Consider the following 16251-nt stretch of genomic DNA (forward strand, 5'->3'; position numbering starts at 1 on the left):
TGAAATCATATGTAAGCGATTTTAATAATATATCATTATTATGCCCCATTTATACAAAAAAGAGGCTTGTTTTTCAGCCTCTTTCATGACGTTTTTGCTTGATCGTTTGACGATACGAGCACAGCGCGCGGTTTACTTCCTTCATAAGGTCCAACAATGCCGCGAGCTTCCATCGCATCAATTAAACGTGCTGCTCGGTTATAACCGATACGAAATCGTCGCTGCAACATCGAAACAGATGCACTTTGCATATCAATAACGAGCTGAACCGCTTCATCAAACAACTCATCATCAAACGCTTCTGTCGGTTCATCATCTTGCGCGATCATCGTTTCTTCGTATTGTGCTTTTTGTTGTGAAATGACATATTGTACGACATTTTCTACTTCTTGATCGGATACAAAAGCTCCTTGGACACGAACTGGTTTAGACGCACCGACAGGTAAAAAGAGCATGTCACCTCGCCCAAGCAATTTTTCAGCTCCACCCATGTCTAAAATCGTTCGGGAGTCCGTTTGTGATGATACGCTAAATGCGATGCGAGACGGGATGTTTGCTTTAATGACGCCCGTAATGACATCAACAGATGGACGCTGCGTGGCAATAATTAAATGAATGCCTGCTGCGCGCGCCATTTGAGCAAGACGAGTGATGGAATCTTCTACATCGCTTGAAGCAACCATCATTAAGTCGGCTAGTTCGTCAACGATGACGACAATGTACGGTAAAAGCGGTTGCTTGACTTCTGCTGTTTCATTATGACGATCGATATATTCGTTATATCCTTCAATATTGCGCGTGCCCGTATGCGAAAAGAGCTCATATCGTCGCTCCATTTCGCTCACTACTTTTTTTAACGCTTGAGACGCTTTTTTCGGATCGGTTACGACCGGAGAAAGCAAATGCGGAATGCCGTTATATACACTTAACTCCACCATTTTCGGATCAATCATCATCATTTTCACTTCATGCGGTTTCGTGCGCATAAGCAAGCTAACGATAATGGCGTTAATACATACACTTTTCCCGCTTCCCGTCGCACCAGCAACAAGTAAATGAGGCATTTTATTTAGTTCAGCAAGCACGGCTTGTCCCGATATATCGCGCCCAAGTCCGATTAACAGTTTCGCCTCTCGTTTATCGGCTTCTTTCGCTTCTAATACTTCGCGTAAAGAAACCATCGCAATTTCTTCATTTGGCACTTCAATGCCGATCGCTGATTTTCCGGGAATCGGTGCTTCAATGCGAATGTCTTTTGCCGCTAGAGCGAGCGCTAAATCGTCACTTAAACTAACGATTTTACTTACTTTCACACCGACATCTGGATATACTTCGTATCTTGTGACAGCTGGACCGATATGCACTTTCGTTACCTTTGCCTTTACACCGAAGCTTTGAAACGTTTTTTCAAGCTTGCGGGCATTTTCATAAATACTTTCTTTTTCCCGCGATTGATCAACCGCCTTCGGAGGAGAAAGTAAATCAATGGGTGGCAACGCGTAATCTGTTTCATGTGTTTGCGTAAATACGATCGGCTTTTCTTCTTCCGCTCCTTCATTGAAGTTGGAAATGACAGGACCTTCCACAACGATCGTTTCGTCTTCCTCTTCCTCTTTCTCTTTTTCCTCCAGCGCTGTCACTACTTCAATATGTGGCTGCTGTTGCTTTTCTTTTTTCGGACGATTGAAAAATGAACGAACATCGGAGATAACCGCTTTCGTTTGCTTCCGCATAAACGAAACAAACCATTCAATTCCTTTTCCTGCTGTATCACGTAACGTTTTTCCTGTCAAAAGCAACACGCCAAGTATCATCAACAGCGAAGCAATCCATTTTGTTCCTAATTGATCAAATAAATAATAGCTAATTGTGTACAATAAAGCGCCAAGCATACCTCCGCCTAAATCAGAAAAAGACCCGTTTTCCCCACGCACATCTTTCCAAAATAACTCCCACGTCGTTTGAATAATGCTCGGGTTCACCAATTTTCCATTTCTTGATAAAATATGAAATAGCGCCTCGTGACTAAACAACAATAACGAAAGAACGATCAAGTACAATCCAACGAGGACGCGTTGAAAAAACGGAGGCCATGCCCTTTTCCAAATCACGTATAGCGATATAACAAGCGCCCCTAATAATGCAACGATATACCACTCTCCCATAAAAAAGCGGGTGGCAAAAACGAGTGAACGCCCGACAGCTCCGACGTTCGCCATCGCAATGACTGTGCATGCTAGCATCGTTAATCCGATGAATTCAAAACGCAATGTTTTTTTCCATTGATCTTGTTTGTTTGTGCGACGCTTATTTTTCTTTCCCATTTCGCCCACTCCAACATATAAGATGAAAAAGCAGCCAACAGTGAAGCGTGGCTGCTTGTTCTTATTATACCATAAATTGTAGTGATGTCGCATAAAGTTTTGTGCCTGGTTCATACGTTAAATAATGTTGTGGATCGCTGCTTAGCACCCGCACAATTTCATACTCATTCGTTTCTGTTTGTTGCACAAGTAAAGACACCCCATTATATTGAACAGTGCGTTGTTTTTTATACTCCGCCTCATTCGTTTGAAAAACGATAAATTCCGGAACGATCGTATGTAAAATCATTGTAACATCGCCCCTTGTTGCTTAGAATGATCAATGAATTCCCGCAATTTGCACATCGCTTGCGATAGCCCTCCGACCTCGTCAATTAAACCGTACTTTACCGCATCGGTTCCCACCACATTCGTTCCGATATCGCGTGTTAAATTTCCTTTAGAAAACATGAGTTCTTTAAACTTTTCTTCACTAATGTTTGAATGTTTCACAACAAAATTGACGACACGCTCTTGCATTTTATCTAAATACTCAAACGTTTGCGGGACACCGATGACAAGACCCGTCAAACGAATCGGGTGAATCGTCATCGTCGCCGTTTCTGCGATAAACGAATAGTCGCACGATACCGCAATTGGCACTCCGATCGAATGTCCTCCACCAAGCACAATAGAAACAGTCGGCTTGGACATCGATGCTAACATTTCTGCAATGGCTAGCCCCGCTTCAACATCTCCCCCAACTGTATTTAATACGACAAGCAATCCTTCAATATTCGGATTTTGTTCGATTGCTACAATTTGCGGAATAATGTGTTCATATTTTGTCGTTTTGTTTTGCGGTGGTAATTGAATATGTCCTTCAATTTGTCCGACAATCGTTAAACAATGGACCGTTGAATCGGAAGAAAGCTGCGGGACATTTGTTTGACCGAGCTGAACAATATTTTCTGCCGGAGATGGTTTTGTTTCCTCTTGAGGTACATCTCGTTCTTCCATCATAATCCCCTTTCTGTTACATGATGTCGTTAGTATACGTGAACATCGTCTTGTTCATACAAAAAACACCTGCGAAATGCAGGTGTTTTCTTGACTTTGAGCATGTTGTTTTACACTTCCATAATAATTGGTAAAATCATTGGCTTTCGTTTTGTTTTCTCAAATAAATATTGGCTCAATGCGTCACGAATGTTTGTTTTTAATGAAGACCATTCAACAACATAATCTTCCATACTTTTTTCAACAATTTCTTTTACAATTTTAACAGATTCTTCAAAAAGCGTTTCTGATTCACGCACGTATACAAAACCGCGAGAAATCATTTCCGGACCGGCAACAACGCGCTTATCTTGTTTACTTAATGTAACAACAACAATCATAATTCCGTCTTGTGAAAGTAAGCGGCGATCGCGCAACACGATATTTCCTACATCGCCAACACCTAATCCGTCAATTAAAATTTGACCGCTCGGCACTTTTCCACCAAAACGGGCGTGACCGTTACGGAACTCAATCACTTCTCCTTTTTCAATTAAGAAGATTGCATCTTGGCGAATGCCGACCGCTTGGGCAATTTTCCCGTGCGCCTTTTGCATGCGAAATTCTCCATGTACCGGAATAAAATATTTTGGCTTCATGAAATTAATCATTAACTTTAATTCTTCTTGGTATCCGTGTCCAGACACATGCACTTGACGTTGACCGTACACGACATTCGCTCCTGCACGGTATAACGCATCAATCGTTCGAGCAATAAACAATTCATGTCCCGGCATTGGAGAAGAAGCGACAATCACTGTGTCTCCTTCTTTAATATTGATGTATTTGTGCGCCTGTTTCGCCATACGTGCAAGCGCCGCCATTGGTTCTCCTTGGTTGCCTGTCGTTAAAATGACTAAATCGCGATCATTGTAGCGACCTACTTCGTTCATCGGAATGATCATATTTTCATCAAATTTCAAATACCCTAGACGCACGGCAATATCAATCACTTTATGCATATGACGGCTCATAATAACGACTTTTCGTCTATGATCGCGTGCAGCATTTAACACTTGTTGAATGCGCGTAATGTTTGATGCAAAGCAAGCAACGATAATGCGTCCATCTGCATTGTAAATGACATCAGAAATTTCTTGTCCAACAACCGCTTCAGAACCCGTATATCCCGGTTTTTCCGCATTCGTGCTATCGGATAGTAAGCAAAGCACGCCTTGCGCTCCGATTTGTGCCATTTTACCAAAATCAGTACGACATATGCCAACAGGCGTTTGATCAAATTTAAAATCGCTCGTATATACAATGGCACCTTGTGACGTATGAATGCTTACACCGAGACAATCCGGAATGCTATGGTTTGTTTGAAAAAACGATACGACCGCCTTATCAAATACAATTTCACTATTCGCGTTTATTTCGATGCGCTTTGCTTTCGATGTAATCCCTTGCTCTTTTAATTTTTCTTCCACGAGCGCAAGCGTCAATTTTGCTCCGTACACAGGTACAGTAATTTTTCGTAACACATACGCAATTGCTCCAATATGATCGTCATGGCCGTGCGTTAAAAAAATGCCGCGAATGCGCTCTTGTTGCTCCACTAAATACGTAATATCAGGAATGACCATATCAATGCCGAACATTTCGTCCTCTGGAAACATGAGTCCCGCATCTAAGACAAAAATGTCTTCGTCCACCTCGACGACATACATATTTTTTCCTACCTCTCCCACGCCGCCGAGGGCAAATACACGAATTTTCTCTGCTTGTTTCATCTTCAAAGCCTCCTACAGTCAAACAAACTCACCCGCTCAAAGTCACTTACATCCATTATAACTGATTCAACAATAAAAAAGAAAGGGATGAATTCCCTTTCTTTTAACCTTGTAACACATGCATGAGCTGCAAACGTTCTTGCTCAGTTAGTGGCACAAGCGGAAGACGGACGGAACCGACATCTAACCCTTTCATCTGTAAAGCCGTTTTTACTGGGACAGGGCTTGGGGCGGCAAATAATGCTTTCATGATCGGCAATAGACGCTGATGCAACTTTGCTGCCTCCTTATTGTCTCCGCGCATAAAGGCTTGAATCATTTCTTTCATTTCGTTTCCGATAATGTGCGAGGCGACGGAAACGACACCGCTTCCTCCAATAGCTAATACAGGAAGTGTCAATCCGTCATCTCCGCTATACAACATAAAATCGTCACGCGTTTTTGCGATAATTTCTGTCATCGCGTCTAAATTGCCGCTTGCGTCTTTCACAGCGACAACGTTTGGAATTTGCGAGAGGCGGACAATCGTTTCAACAGAAATATTCACAACCGCCCGTCCCGGAATGTTATACACCATCACAGGCAATGACGTGCTCTCTGCAATAGCTTTATAATGTTGATAAATTCCTTCTTGATTTGGCTTATTGTAATAAGGTGCAACGATCATGACCGCATCGACACCAATTTCTTCTGCCTTTTTCGTCAATTCAATCGATGCGCGTGTGTTATTGCTTCCCGTTCCGGCAATGACCGGCACACGTCCGTCAACGACTTCGACCACGTGGCGAAAAAGTGCCAATTTTTCCTCCGTCGTTAACGTTGGAGATTCTCCAGTCGTGCCAGCAACAACGAGTGAATCCGTGCCGTTTTCAATTAAATAATTCACTAATTGCGTCGTTTTCGCAAAATCAATGTTCCCTTTATTGTCAAATGGGGTAACCATTGCTGTGGCAATTTGACCAAATTGAACCACAATGTTTCACTCCTAACTAAAGTCGTATTGTTTCTGTTCTGCAAGTTGAAACGCATCATGCAATGCATTGACCGCTTCTTTTAAATGTTCTTCCTTCACTAGCACCCAAATCGTTGTATGGCTATCAGCCGATTGCAAAATTTGAATGCCGCGTTCCGATAATGCTGTAACAATTTTTGCTGTCACACCCGGAACACCTGCGATCCCTGCACCAACAGTCGACACTTTTGCGCAACCGCGTGTGACGATTGGCTCATAACCGAGCTTTTGTAGCGTAGCAATCGCTCGATCCGCCATGTCGCTCGATACCGTATACACGACACCATTTGGCGAAATGTTAATGAAGTCGACACTAATTCCTTCATTCGCCATCGCCTTAAATACTTCCGCTTGTAAATCGTAATGTCCCTCTTTTGCTGGCACTTTAATTTGTGTAATATTTGAAACATGGGCAATCCCTGTCACTAACCGTTCTTTTACATCGCTTCCTTTTTTCGCAATCGATGTGACAAGCGTCCCTGGCGCATCAGAATACGTAGAGCGAATGCGGAGTGGGACTTTTGCTTGCATCGCAATCTCGACCGCACGTGGATGGATCACTTTCGCTCCTTGATACGCCATATTGCAAATTTCTGTATATGTCACGACATCAAGCGGTCGCGCGTTTTCTACAATGCGCGGGTCTGCAGTCATCACGCCTTCCACATCGGTAAAAATGTCGATCCATTCCGCACCGAGTGCGGCACCAAGCGCAGCCGCAGACGTGTCGCTTCCCCCGCGTCCAATTGTTGTCACATCTCCGTTTTCAGCAACGCCTTGAAAACCTGCGACAACGACAACATCGTGCTCTTTTAAGGCACGCAACAAACGCTCGCAACGCATATCAATAATTTTCGCGTTCGTATGGTCGTTGTTCGTACGAAAGCCTGCTTGCCCTCCGGTAAAGGCTGTCGCTTTTACCCCACACTTATTTAACATGTTTGTAAACACGACGCTTGAAATGATTTCACCACACGCCATCAATAAATCTTTTTCACGGTTTGTCACATGCGCATTCGCCCCGTCAATGAGGCTAAGGAGCGTATCCGTTGCATACGGATCTCCTTTTCGCCCCATGGCTGAAACGACGACAACCACTTTATAACCGTCTTGCAGCGCTTTTTCAATATGTTTGCGCGCTAAATTTCGGCCGTGTTCATCACGAACGGACGTGCCGCCAAACTTTTGAACGATTATTTTCAACGTCAACACCTCGATGATGATTTTACGCTTTTACAAGCCCTAATTTTAAAAGACTTTCAGCGATTTGAACAGAGTTCCACGCCGCGCCCTTTAACAAGTTATCAGAAACGATCCATAAATGGAACCCTGTGTCGCGATTTAAATCTTTACGAATACGACCGACAAATACGTCGTTTTGTCCCGTTGCATATAGCGGCATCGGATACAACTGTTCACTTGGGTCATCCTGCAATACGACGCCAGGCGCTTCTCTTAATGATGCTTTCAACTCATCAACCGTTACGCCCTCTTGTTCAACTTCAATATACACAGATTCGGAATGTCCCGTCATGACTGGAATGCGCACGCACGTTGCTGCTACTTCTAACTCAGGCATATGCATAATTTTTTTCGTTTCATTAATCATTTTCATTTCTTCAAATGTAAATCCGTTATCTTGAAACTTATCAATTTGTGGAATGGCGTTAAATGCGATCGGATAATGTTTACGATCCGATTTAACCGGTAAAATTTCCGGTGTGACTTCCTCACCATTTAACATGTTCGACGTTTGTGTTTTTAACTCTTCTACCGCTTGCGCTCCTGCTCCTGACACCGCTTGGTATGTTGAGACGATGACGCGCTTTAATCCGAACGCTTGGCGAATCGGTTCAAGCGCAACGACCATTTGAATCGTTGAGCAGTTTGGATTTGCGATAATTCCGTTGTGCCAATGTAAATCGGCTTCATTCACTTCAGGAACAACGAGCGGCACGTTTTCGTCCATACGAAACGCGCTCGTATTATCAACAACGATCGCTCCGCGTTTCACCGCTTCCGGAGCGAGCTGTTTAGATACTGCTCCCCCTGCGCTAAATAACGCGATATGCACCCCTTCAAAGCTTTCTGGCTTTGCTGCTTGCACTTCAATTTCTTCACCTTTAAACATCACTTTTTTCCCAGCTGAACGTTCCGATGAAAGTAAAGATAGTTTAGCAATTGGGAAATTTCTTTTTTCTAACGTTTGAATCATTTGTTGTCCGACAGCTCCCGTTGCACCGACAACTGCGACATGCAATCCTTTTTGCTCCATTTCTCCTTCTCCTTCCAACTCATAGACAATTTTAATATCATTTATTTTAGCACATTCATTCATAAAGGAGAGACGTTTTTTATAAATTTTCTTTCAACTGTTTATTTATGAACGGCGATATTCGACGATGACCGGTTGAATTTGCCGACCTTCTAGCGCGGCTTCTACCGTATCAAGCAACAATGGCATATGAGCGACCATCGAATTTGGCTTTTTAAACGGGTCGTCTTGACCGAACGGAATAAAGTAAATATTTTTTGCCGCCATTAATCGCATTAAATTCACGCCATTTAAACCGAGCGCGTCGTTTGTCGAAATGCCGACAACAACCGGACGATGATTGCGCATCGTCGCTTTCGCTGCCATTAATACAGGGGAATCTGTCATCGCATTCGCTAATTTGCTCATTGAATTTCCTGTTAACGGGGCAATAACCATACAATCAAGCGGCAATTTCGGTCCTAACGGCTCCGCCTTTACAATTGTATCAATGACTTGATGGCCTGTCATCTCTTCAAGCTTTTTTACCCATTCTTCTCCTTTGCCAAACCGCGTATTTGTCGATTGCACCGTATACGAAACGATCGGTATGACGTCTGCCCCTTTGGCAATTAATTTTTCAATTTCCGGCATGACCGCATCATATGTGCAATGTGAACCTGTTAAACCGAAGCCAATGCGCTTTCCTTGTACGTTCATTTTTTATTCTCCTTTCGTTTTTTCAAATCTGCAGAAAGAAGTTGCGACAATACGTTCGCGACAATTTGCCCCGCCGTTTTTGGAGCGACAATGCCAGGAAGCCCCGGCGCTAGTAATGCCTGAATGCCTCTTTTTTCAGCATATCGAAAGTCAGTGCCACCCGGTTTTGAAGCTAAATCAATAATGAGCGTGTGGGCAGGCATTTTCGCAATGACACTGGCGGTCACAATGAGATGAGGAATCGTATTAATGCAAACATCAATATCTTTCACGTGTTGTTCTAAATCGTTTAAATGAAACGGTTCTAGCGCCATCTCTGCAATGCGCGCTAAATGTTCAGAGCGGCGAGCCCCTACTTTTACTCGGGCACCTAAAGCCGCAAACGTCCGTGCTACCGTCATGCCTACACGTCCTAACCCTAAAACAGCGATGCGCGATCCATGAATCGTCACATCTGTATGTTGAATCACCATCATGACCGTTCCCTCTGCCGTTGGAATCGAGTTATAAATTGCCACATCATCCCGTTCAAATAGTTGAACATGTTTTCGCCCAACCGACTTGACGACACGATCTAAATAGTCATTTGTAATTCCTGAATAAACGGTGCAGTGCGCTGGTGTTTGGCGAAGCAACTCCTCTGTAAATGTCATTTTTTCATTTGAAAACACCGTTTGAATTTCACCGTCCATGTTCGTTCCGTGGACAGGTAAAACAATGGCGTCTACATCATGGAAATCGACTTCATGAATTTTCATTTTTGTTACTCCAGCAAAGCCATGGTCTAATTGATCGAAGCCAACGAGTGACAATTTCGCGTCAAGTTCCATCAATTTCCGAATGACTTCAAGCTGCCGAGCGTCCCCACCGATGATCGCAACGTGCATTCCTGTCAGCATGAGTTCATTCACCCTCTTATACATCTAGTTTTTTGCCCATCGTTACTTTCACATCTTATGATGCCGGTTATCAAACGGTGAGCGTAAAATGAAAAAAGACACCCGCTTGAGGTGTCTAGTCATCAATATCAATTAAAATCATATCAGAGCCAATTTTTTTTACGCGGCTCCACGGTACACGTATATCTGTCCCTTCTTTCCGAAAGCCAAACCATTTTGTTGTTGGAATAAGGAGCGCTTGAATTTGCCCTGTTCGCTCATTAATTTCTAAATCGGTCTGTCCTAAAATGCCGAGCCGCTCTGCCCTTTTCATATCGACAATTTCTTTTCCGCTCAGTTCACTTAGTCGCACATGTTGCCCCCCCTTTCTTTATCATTGTAGAAAAAAAGGCATAAAAAAATGCCTGCAAGTTTATTGTTGCAGGCTTTTTGGCAATGTTCCTTCTGGACTGATAAGGGCAACGGAGAAGTCGTCTGTAAAAATCGTTTGCGCCATCCGATCAACGCTTTCCTTCGTCACGCGATCGATGCTTTCAATGATTTCATCAAGCGAGCGATGACGACCTAACAACAACTCATTTTTTCCGTTTCGGCTCATGCGGCTATTTGTGCTTTCTAAACTTAACATTAAGTTCCCTTTCATTTGTTCCTTGCTATTTTCTAGCTCTTTTTCAGTAATGCCATCTTGTTTTAATTGTTCGATCGTTTGTTGAATCGTATCGAATAAAAGATCGAGCTGTTGGCTTCCTGTGCCTCCGTAAATCGTTACCATTCCTCCGTCGCGATATGCAGAATGGTAAGAGAAAATGGAATAAGCTAATCCACGTTGCTCACGTACTTCTTGGAAAAGGCGACTGCTCATACTTCCGCCTAAAATGTTGTTTAAAATAATTAAGCTATACACATCTTCATGACCAATTGGCAATCCGTTAAATCCGATACATACGTGCGCTTGCTCTGTCTCTTTTTTGCGCGCGATTTTATTTGGATAAAACGTTGGTGTGATATGCGCATCGTCACCTTTTTGTCTTGTAAATGATCCGAAATAAGCTTCTACTTGTTGAATAAACGAATCGTCAACATTACCCGCAACTGAGATGACAACTCGATCTGGCGTATACGTTTCATGCATATATTGTCGCAACGTCTCACCTGTAAATGTCGCTAACGTGTCCTCCGTTCCTAAAATCGGATAACCGAGCGGATGATTGCCATAACTTGCTTTGCTCAGTAAGTCGTGAACGAGGTCATCGGGTGTATCTTCATACATTTTAATTTCTTCAAATACGACATTTTTTTCTTTTTGTAATTCTTCATCTACAAACGTTGAATGGAAAAACATGTCCGCCAATATATCTAACGCAAATGATGCATGCGTATCTAATACTTTTGCGTAATAGCACGTATACTCTTTCGACGTAAACGCGTTCACTTGACCGCCGATGCGATCAAACGATTCTGCAATCTCCCGCGCTGTACGCGTCTTTGTTCCTTTGAAAAACATATGCTCAAGGAAGTGTGAAATGCCGTTATTTCGTTCGTTTTCATTGCGTGATCCTGTACCGATCCAAATTCCGATCGCCACAGATCGAACAGTTGGAATGTGCTCGAGTACAACTCTTACCCCATTTTGACATGTATATGTTTTAATCAATTCCCTTCCTCCTACTTTTTACAATTCTTTCCTCGCTTAATAATGTGGACACATTGTCAATGACATATTCTCGTTTTTGTAATGATTGAATTAACGGCTCTAACGCCTGTACCGTCGATACGGTTGGGTGCATTAAAATCATCGCCCCATTATGAACTTTAGACGTTACTCGTTCCACTATAACAGACGGGGACGGTTTTTGCCAATCAATTGTATCGACCGTCCATAAAATTGTGTACATCCCGAGCTCATGAGCGATATATACGACATCGTCGCGATAGCTACCGCTTGGCGGAGCGAATAAGCGAGGTTTCACTCCCGTCGCTGCTTCAATGGCATCGTTTGTTTTGACAATTTGTTCACGAATCGCTTGTTTACTCATCATTTTTAAATCTGGATGGTTGTATGAATGATTGCCAATTTCATGACCGGCGTCTGCAATCATTTTCGCGAGTTGTGGATGTTCTTTTACCCAGCGACCTTCCAAAAAAAATGTCGCGCGAACGTTGTATTTTTCAAGAATATGTAACATGTTTGGGATATGTTCGCTTCCCCATGCGACATTAATTAAAAAAGAGACTATCGGTTTATCTGGATGTCCCCGATAAATCGGTGATGGAGGCAAATCATGCAAGTGAATGGTCGGTGATACTTGTTTGTATACAAGCTGTTGTTCGGAAAATGTTCCGTTCTGTTTCATTTGTTTATATGATGCCTCAACGTCTACTTCTAATCCGTTGTAGCCAGGAATCGCCTTCCAAACGCGATCGACTTTTGCATTTTGTGCAGGAATATTGTATTGTTTTGCCCGTTCCATAATTTGAATGTATAACGGATCGCTTTGTTTCGCTGCTGTCATATGCCGTAATTCGTGAATATACGTCGTCGTCCACGGATTTTGCACGATGATCGCCGCCATACATATGATGATAATTAAAAAGAGCGCTCGCCGCATGCTTCGTCCCCTCCTTTTCTAATAAAGAGGGTATGTGCAAGACGGACAAGGTAGAACGGGCGCAAAAAAAATTTACACACAGCAAAGAAGCCAAGGGGATGTGAACCCAAGGCTCCGTTTTTATTGCTCGGCTTCTTTTTGATCGCGCAATACCGCTTTTCGCGATAAATTTACACGGCCTTGTTTATCGATTTCCGTTACTTTCACTAAAATTTCATCGCCGATAGAAACGACATCTTCCACTTTTCCGACGCGTTCCTCCGCCAATTCTGAAATGTGTACGAGACCGTCTTTTCCGCTAAACAATTCAACAAATGCACCAAATTTTTCAATTCGTTTCACTTTTCCTAAGTACACTTGTCCAACTTCTACTTCACGAACGATATCTTCAATGATCTTTTTCGCCTTTTGATTCATATCTTCGTTTACAGATGAAATGAAGATCGTTCCGTCTTGTTCAATATCAATTTTTACGCCAGTTTCTTCAATAATTTTGTTAATTTGTTTTCCGCTCGGACCGATGACGTCACGAATTTTATCCGGATTAATTTGCATCGTTAAAATTTTCGGTGCATATTTCGATAGCTCTTTGCGCGGTTCGCTAATCGTTTGCATCATATGTTTTAAAATTTCAAGGCGACCTTTGCGCGCTTGTTGCAACGCTTCTTCTAAAATTTCACGCGATAAACCTTTAATTTTAATATCCATCTGTAAAGCAGTGACTCCTTTTTCTGTCCCCGCTACTTTAAAGTCCATATCACCGAGATGATCTTCCATGCCTTGAATATCTGTTAAAATCGTATAGTGTTCACCGCTTTTCACAAGCCCCATCGCAATACCAGCCACTGGCGCTTTAATCGGCACCCCCGCATCCATCATCGCCAATGTGCTCGCACAAATGCTCGCTTGAGATGTCGAACCGTTTGATTCTAACACTTCTGATACGAGGCGAATCGTATATGGAAACTCTTTTTCAGATGGAATGACCGGTTCAAGCGCGCGTTCACCAAGCGCTCCGTGACCGATTTCGCGACGTCCTGGTCCGCGCATCGCTCCTGTTTCTCCGACTGAAAATGGCGGGAAGTTGTAATGATGCATAAACCGTTTTGTTTCTTCGATACCAAGTCCATCTAAAATTTGTACATCACCAAGTGCACCGAGTGTGCATACGCTAAGCGCTTGTGTTTGTCCTCGTGTAAACAAGCCTGATCCGTGCGTGCGTGGTAAAAGTCCAACCGCTGATGAAAGCGGACGAATTTCATCTACTTTTCGTCCGTCTGGACGCACTTTTTCTTCCGTAATTAAGCGACGCACTTCTTCTTTAACAAGTTTATGTAAAATTTCTTTTACTTGCTTTATTGTTTCTTCATCTGCTTCTTGTTGTTCGTACGCCGCTACAACTTCTGCTTTTAATTGTTCAATGGCTGCTTCGCGCGCTAATTTTTCAGGGACTTGAACCGCACGTTTCACTTCTCCTTCCACGCGAGCACGAATGTCCGCTTCAAGCTGGGCATCGAGTTCATACAGAACGACTTCCATCTTCTCTTTACCAACTTTTGCGGCAATGTCTTCTTGGAATGCGATAAGCCGCTTAATTTCTTCATGCCCAAACATAATCGCTTCAAGCATAACTTCTTCTGGTACTTCATTCGCCCCTGCTTCAACCATATTAATCGCATCTTTCGTTCCGGCAACGACAAGATGCATATCGCTTTGTTCCATTTGTGCGACAGACGGGTTAATCACAAATTCACCGTTCACACGGCCAACTGTTACCCCTGCGATCGGCCCTTCAAATGGGATATCAGAAATCGTTAACGCAAGCGAAGAGCCAAACATCGCCGCCATTTCTGGTGAGCAGTCTTGATCAACGCTCATCACCATGCTGACAACTTGCACTTCGTTTCGGAATCCCTCAGCAAATAATGGCCGAATCGGACGGTCGATGAGACGGCTAGCTAAAATAGCTTTTTCACTTGGACGCCCTTCACGTTTAATGAATCCCCCTGGAATTTTACCAACAGCGTATAAACGCTCTTCGTAATTGACTGTTAGTGGGAAAAAGTCGACGCTTTTTGGTTCTTTCGATGCTGTCGCTGTACTTAATACGACCGTATCACCGTATCGCACTAATACAGCGCCGTTTGCTTGTTTGGCTAATTCGCCAATTTCAACGGTCAACGGCCGACCTGCCCAGTCGATCGAAAACACATGTTTTTCTTGTTCCATATAAACCGAGTACCCCTCTCTATGTACAAATAAAAAATCGTATTTGTTTTAGTATAAGCAAATATCGGCGCAAATACTAATAAAAAGCGGGAATGCTCCCGCTTTTTACTTATCGGCGTAATCCGAGTTTGTTAATCAATTCACGATAACGGTTGATGTCTTTGTTACGTAAATACGTAAGTAAGTTACGACGACGACCAACCATTTTCAAAAGACCACGACGAGAATGATGGTCTTTACGATGAACACGTAAATGTTCGTTCAAGTTGTTAATTTGCTCTGTAAGGATAGCAACTTGTACTTCTGGAGAACCTGTGTCAGTTTCGTGAATTTTGAACTGGTTGATGATCTCGTTTTTACGCTCTTGTGTTAATGCCATCCTTGTTCACCTCCTCTTTTTTCAACCCCAGTTACCAAGCAAACGGCGGTGACTCGTTTTGCCCAGCAATGGTTAACATACATTAAATAGAATACATGTTTTTCCGATAAAATGCAAGGGGATTTTGAAAATATTCACGCGCCGCTTGAGCATCACGATGAATTTGTTCAACGAGCTCGTCAACGGAAGAAAATGCTCGTTCATCACGCAATCGTTTATGCCATTGAATACATACATGTGCACCGTAAATGTCTGATGAAAAGTCAAACAAATGCACTTCGATCGACGGATCTTTTTGTTGTTGGGCGTGGAATGTCGGCTTATACCCGACGTTGCATACTCCCGTCCACATGTTGTCGTCTATCGTTACCGTGACAGCATATACACCAATGCGCGGGATCATATAGTCATCGTCAAGCGCAACGTTTGCTGTTGGAAATCCGATCGTCCGTCCCCGTTTATCCCCATGAATGACTGTGCCTGTTACTTCATACCATCTTCCGAGTAAATGAGGTAACTGTTCAACGTCCCCTTCAGCTAATCGCTGCCGAATATATGTGGAGCTAATTTTTTCTTCCCCAAACGTCTGTTTTGGAATGACCGTTTGCGTAAATTGTTCACGAGAATGAAACGGCAATGTTTCCATCGTCCCTTTTCCTAAGCGGCCGTACGTAAAATCAAAGCCTGCCACGACATGCTTTACACCCAGTTCAATGATGTATTCGTCAACAAATTGTTGCGGCAACAAATAAGCAAATTCAGGCGTAAATTCAACAACGTATAAATAATCAACGCCAAGTTTTGCAATTTGTTTTTCTTTTTCTTTTAATGGTGTAATAAATCGAACATGTTGTTGTGAGCGTCCGAGCACGACCGACGGATGTGGATGGAACGTCATGACCGCGCTTTTGTATCCATATTGATCAGCGATTTGTTTTGCCGTTCGAATGACTTTTTGATGTCCAAGATGAACGCCGTCAAAATAACCGAGCGCCATAACAAGTGGTTCATCATTTTTTTTGTTGAACGGATGGGACAGCCAAATGGTTTTCAT

The 16251-nt window shown here is 43.0% G+C and carries 15 protein-coding genes; all 15 read right to left on the bottom strand.

The window, feature by feature from the left end; genetic code table 11:
• Nucleotides 1-83 precede the first annotated feature (83 nt).
• Complete coding sequence (locus HNR63_RS08380; RefSeq protein ID WP_181520443.1) at nt 84-2324, bottom strand: DNA translocase FtsK; 2241 nt, start codon at nt 2322-2324, stop codon at nt 84-86.
• A 64-nt stretch (nt 2325-2388) separates the two neighbouring features.
• Complete coding sequence (locus HNR63_RS08385) at nt 2389-2613, bottom strand: YlzJ-like family protein (protein WP_021095414.1); 225 nt, start codon at nt 2611-2613, stop codon at nt 2389-2391.
• Nucleotides 2610-3323 (bottom strand): ClpP family protease, encoded by a 714-nt coding sequence (locus tag HNR63_RS08390; protein ID WP_085788897.1) that lies wholly within the window; start codon nt 3321-3323, stop codon nt 2610-2612. Before HNR63_RS08390 ends, HNR63_RS08385 begins: the two co-directional genes overlap by 4 nt.
• Nucleotides 3324-3433: 110 nt before the next feature.
• Entirely contained in the window at nt 3434-5101 is a 1668-nt protein-coding gene (locus HNR63_RS08395; RefSeq protein ID WP_042533911.1) for a ribonuclease J, read from the bottom strand.
• A 97-nt stretch (nt 5102-5198) separates the two neighbouring features.
• Entirely contained in the window at nt 5199-6068 is an 870-nt protein-coding gene (gene dapA / locus HNR63_RS08400) for a 4-hydroxy-tetrahydrodipicolinate synthase (protein ID WP_085788896.1), read from the bottom strand.
• A 12-nt stretch (nt 6069-6080) separates the two neighbouring features.
• Nucleotides 6081-7310 carry an aspartate kinase gene (gene dapG, locus HNR63_RS08405; protein WP_021095418.1) on the bottom strand — a complete coding sequence of 410 codons (1230 nt, stop codon included), beginning with the start codon at nt 7308-7310 and terminating at the stop codon, nt 6081-6083.
• A gap of 22 nt (nt 7311-7332) precedes the next feature.
• Complete coding sequence (gene asd, locus HNR63_RS08410) at nt 7333-8382, bottom strand: aspartate-semialdehyde dehydrogenase (protein ID WP_181520444.1); 1050 nt, start codon at nt 8380-8382, stop codon at nt 7333-7335.
• A gap of 105 nt (nt 8383-8487) precedes the next feature.
• Complete coding sequence (gene dpaB / locus HNR63_RS08415; protein WP_042533907.1) at nt 8488-9081, bottom strand: dipicolinate synthase subunit B; 594 nt, start codon at nt 9079-9081, stop codon at nt 8488-8490.
• Nucleotides 9078-9980 carry a dipicolinic acid synthetase subunit A gene (gene dpaA, locus HNR63_RS08420; RefSeq protein WP_223249792.1) on the bottom strand — a complete coding sequence of 301 codons (903 nt, stop codon included), beginning with the start codon at nt 9978-9980 and terminating at the stop codon, nt 9078-9080. Before dpaA ends, dpaB begins: the two co-directional genes overlap by 4 nt.
• A 115-nt stretch (nt 9981-10095) precedes the next feature.
• Nucleotides 10096-10332 carry a YlmC/YmxH family sporulation protein gene (locus tag HNR63_RS08425; RefSeq protein ID WP_042533903.1) on the bottom strand — a complete coding sequence of 79 codons (237 nt, stop codon included), beginning with the start codon at nt 10330-10332 and terminating at the stop codon, nt 10096-10098.
• A gap of 60 nt (nt 10333-10392) precedes the next feature.
• Nucleotides 10393-11634, bottom strand: a complete 1242-nt coding sequence (locus HNR63_RS08430; protein ID WP_085788893.1) for a M16 family metallopeptidase — start codon at nt 11632-11634, stop codon at nt 10393-10395.
• Complete coding sequence (locus HNR63_RS08435; RefSeq protein WP_085788892.1) at nt 11627-12589, bottom strand: polysaccharide deacetylase family protein; 963 nt, start codon at nt 12587-12589, stop codon at nt 11627-11629. Before HNR63_RS08435 ends, HNR63_RS08430 begins: the two co-directional genes overlap by 8 nt.
• Nucleotides 12590-12709: 120 nt before the next feature.
• Nucleotides 12710-14818, bottom strand: a complete 2109-nt coding sequence (gene pnp / locus HNR63_RS08440) for a polyribonucleotide nucleotidyltransferase (protein WP_009732932.1) — start codon at nt 14816-14818, stop codon at nt 12710-12712.
• A 109-nt stretch (nt 14819-14927) separates the two neighbouring features.
• On the bottom strand, nt 14928-15197 hold the full coding sequence (rpsO, locus tag HNR63_RS08445) for a 30S ribosomal protein S15 (RefSeq protein WP_003394805.1): 270 nt from the start codon (nt 15195-15197) through the stop codon (nt 14928-14930).
• Nucleotides 15198-15279: 82 nt separating this feature from the next.
• A complete protein-coding gene (gene ribF, locus HNR63_RS08450) occupies nt 15280-16251 on the bottom strand; it encodes a bifunctional riboflavin kinase/FAD synthetase (RefSeq protein ID WP_181520445.1) in 972 nt (323 codons plus the stop codon).

Source organism: Anoxybacillus ayderensis (assembly GCF_013761015.1).
In the GTDB taxonomy this organism is placed as follows: Bacteria; Bacillota; Bacilli; order Bacillales; family Anoxybacillaceae; genus Anoxybacillus; species Anoxybacillus ayderensis.

Bases quoted from the DNA above. Each gene is read 5' to 3' on its own strand.
- HNR63_RS08380 (WP_181520443.1), bottom strand. From the start codon at position 2,324: ATGGGAAAGAAAAATAAGCGTCGCACAAACAAACAAGATCAATGGAAA.
- HNR63_RS08385 (WP_021095414.1), bottom strand. From the start codon at position 2,613: ATGATTTTACATACGATCGTTCCGGAATTTATCGTTTTTCAAACGAAT.
- HNR63_RS08435 (WP_085788892.1), bottom strand. From the start codon at position 12,589: ATGCGGCGAGCGCTCTTTTTAATTATCATCATATGTATGGCGGCGATC.
- dpaB (WP_042533907.1), bottom strand. From the start codon at position 9,081: ATGAACGTACAAGGAAAGCGCATTGGCTTCGGTTTAACAGGTTCACAT.
- asd (WP_181520444.1), bottom strand. From the start codon at position 8,382: ATGGAGCAAAAAGGATTGCATGTCGCAGTTGTCGGTGCAACGGGAGCT.
- pnp (WP_009732932.1), bottom strand. From the start codon at position 14,818: ATGGAACAAGAAAAACATGTGTTTTCGATCGACTGGGCAGGTCGGCCG.
- HNR63_RS08390 (WP_085788897.1), bottom strand. From the start codon at position 3,323: ATGGAAGAACGAGATGTACCTCAAGAGGAAACAAAACCATCTCCGGCA.
- dpaA (WP_223249792.1), bottom strand. From the start codon at position 9,980: ATGCTGACAGGAATGCACGTTGCGATCATCGGTGGGGACGCTCGGCAG.
- ribF (WP_181520445.1), bottom strand. From the start codon at position 16,251: ATGAAAACCATTTGGCTGTCCCATCCGTTCAACAAAAAAAATGATGAA.
- rpsO (WP_003394805.1), bottom strand. From the start codon at position 15,197: ATGGCATTAACACAAGAGCGTAAAAACGAGATCATCAACCAGTTCAAA.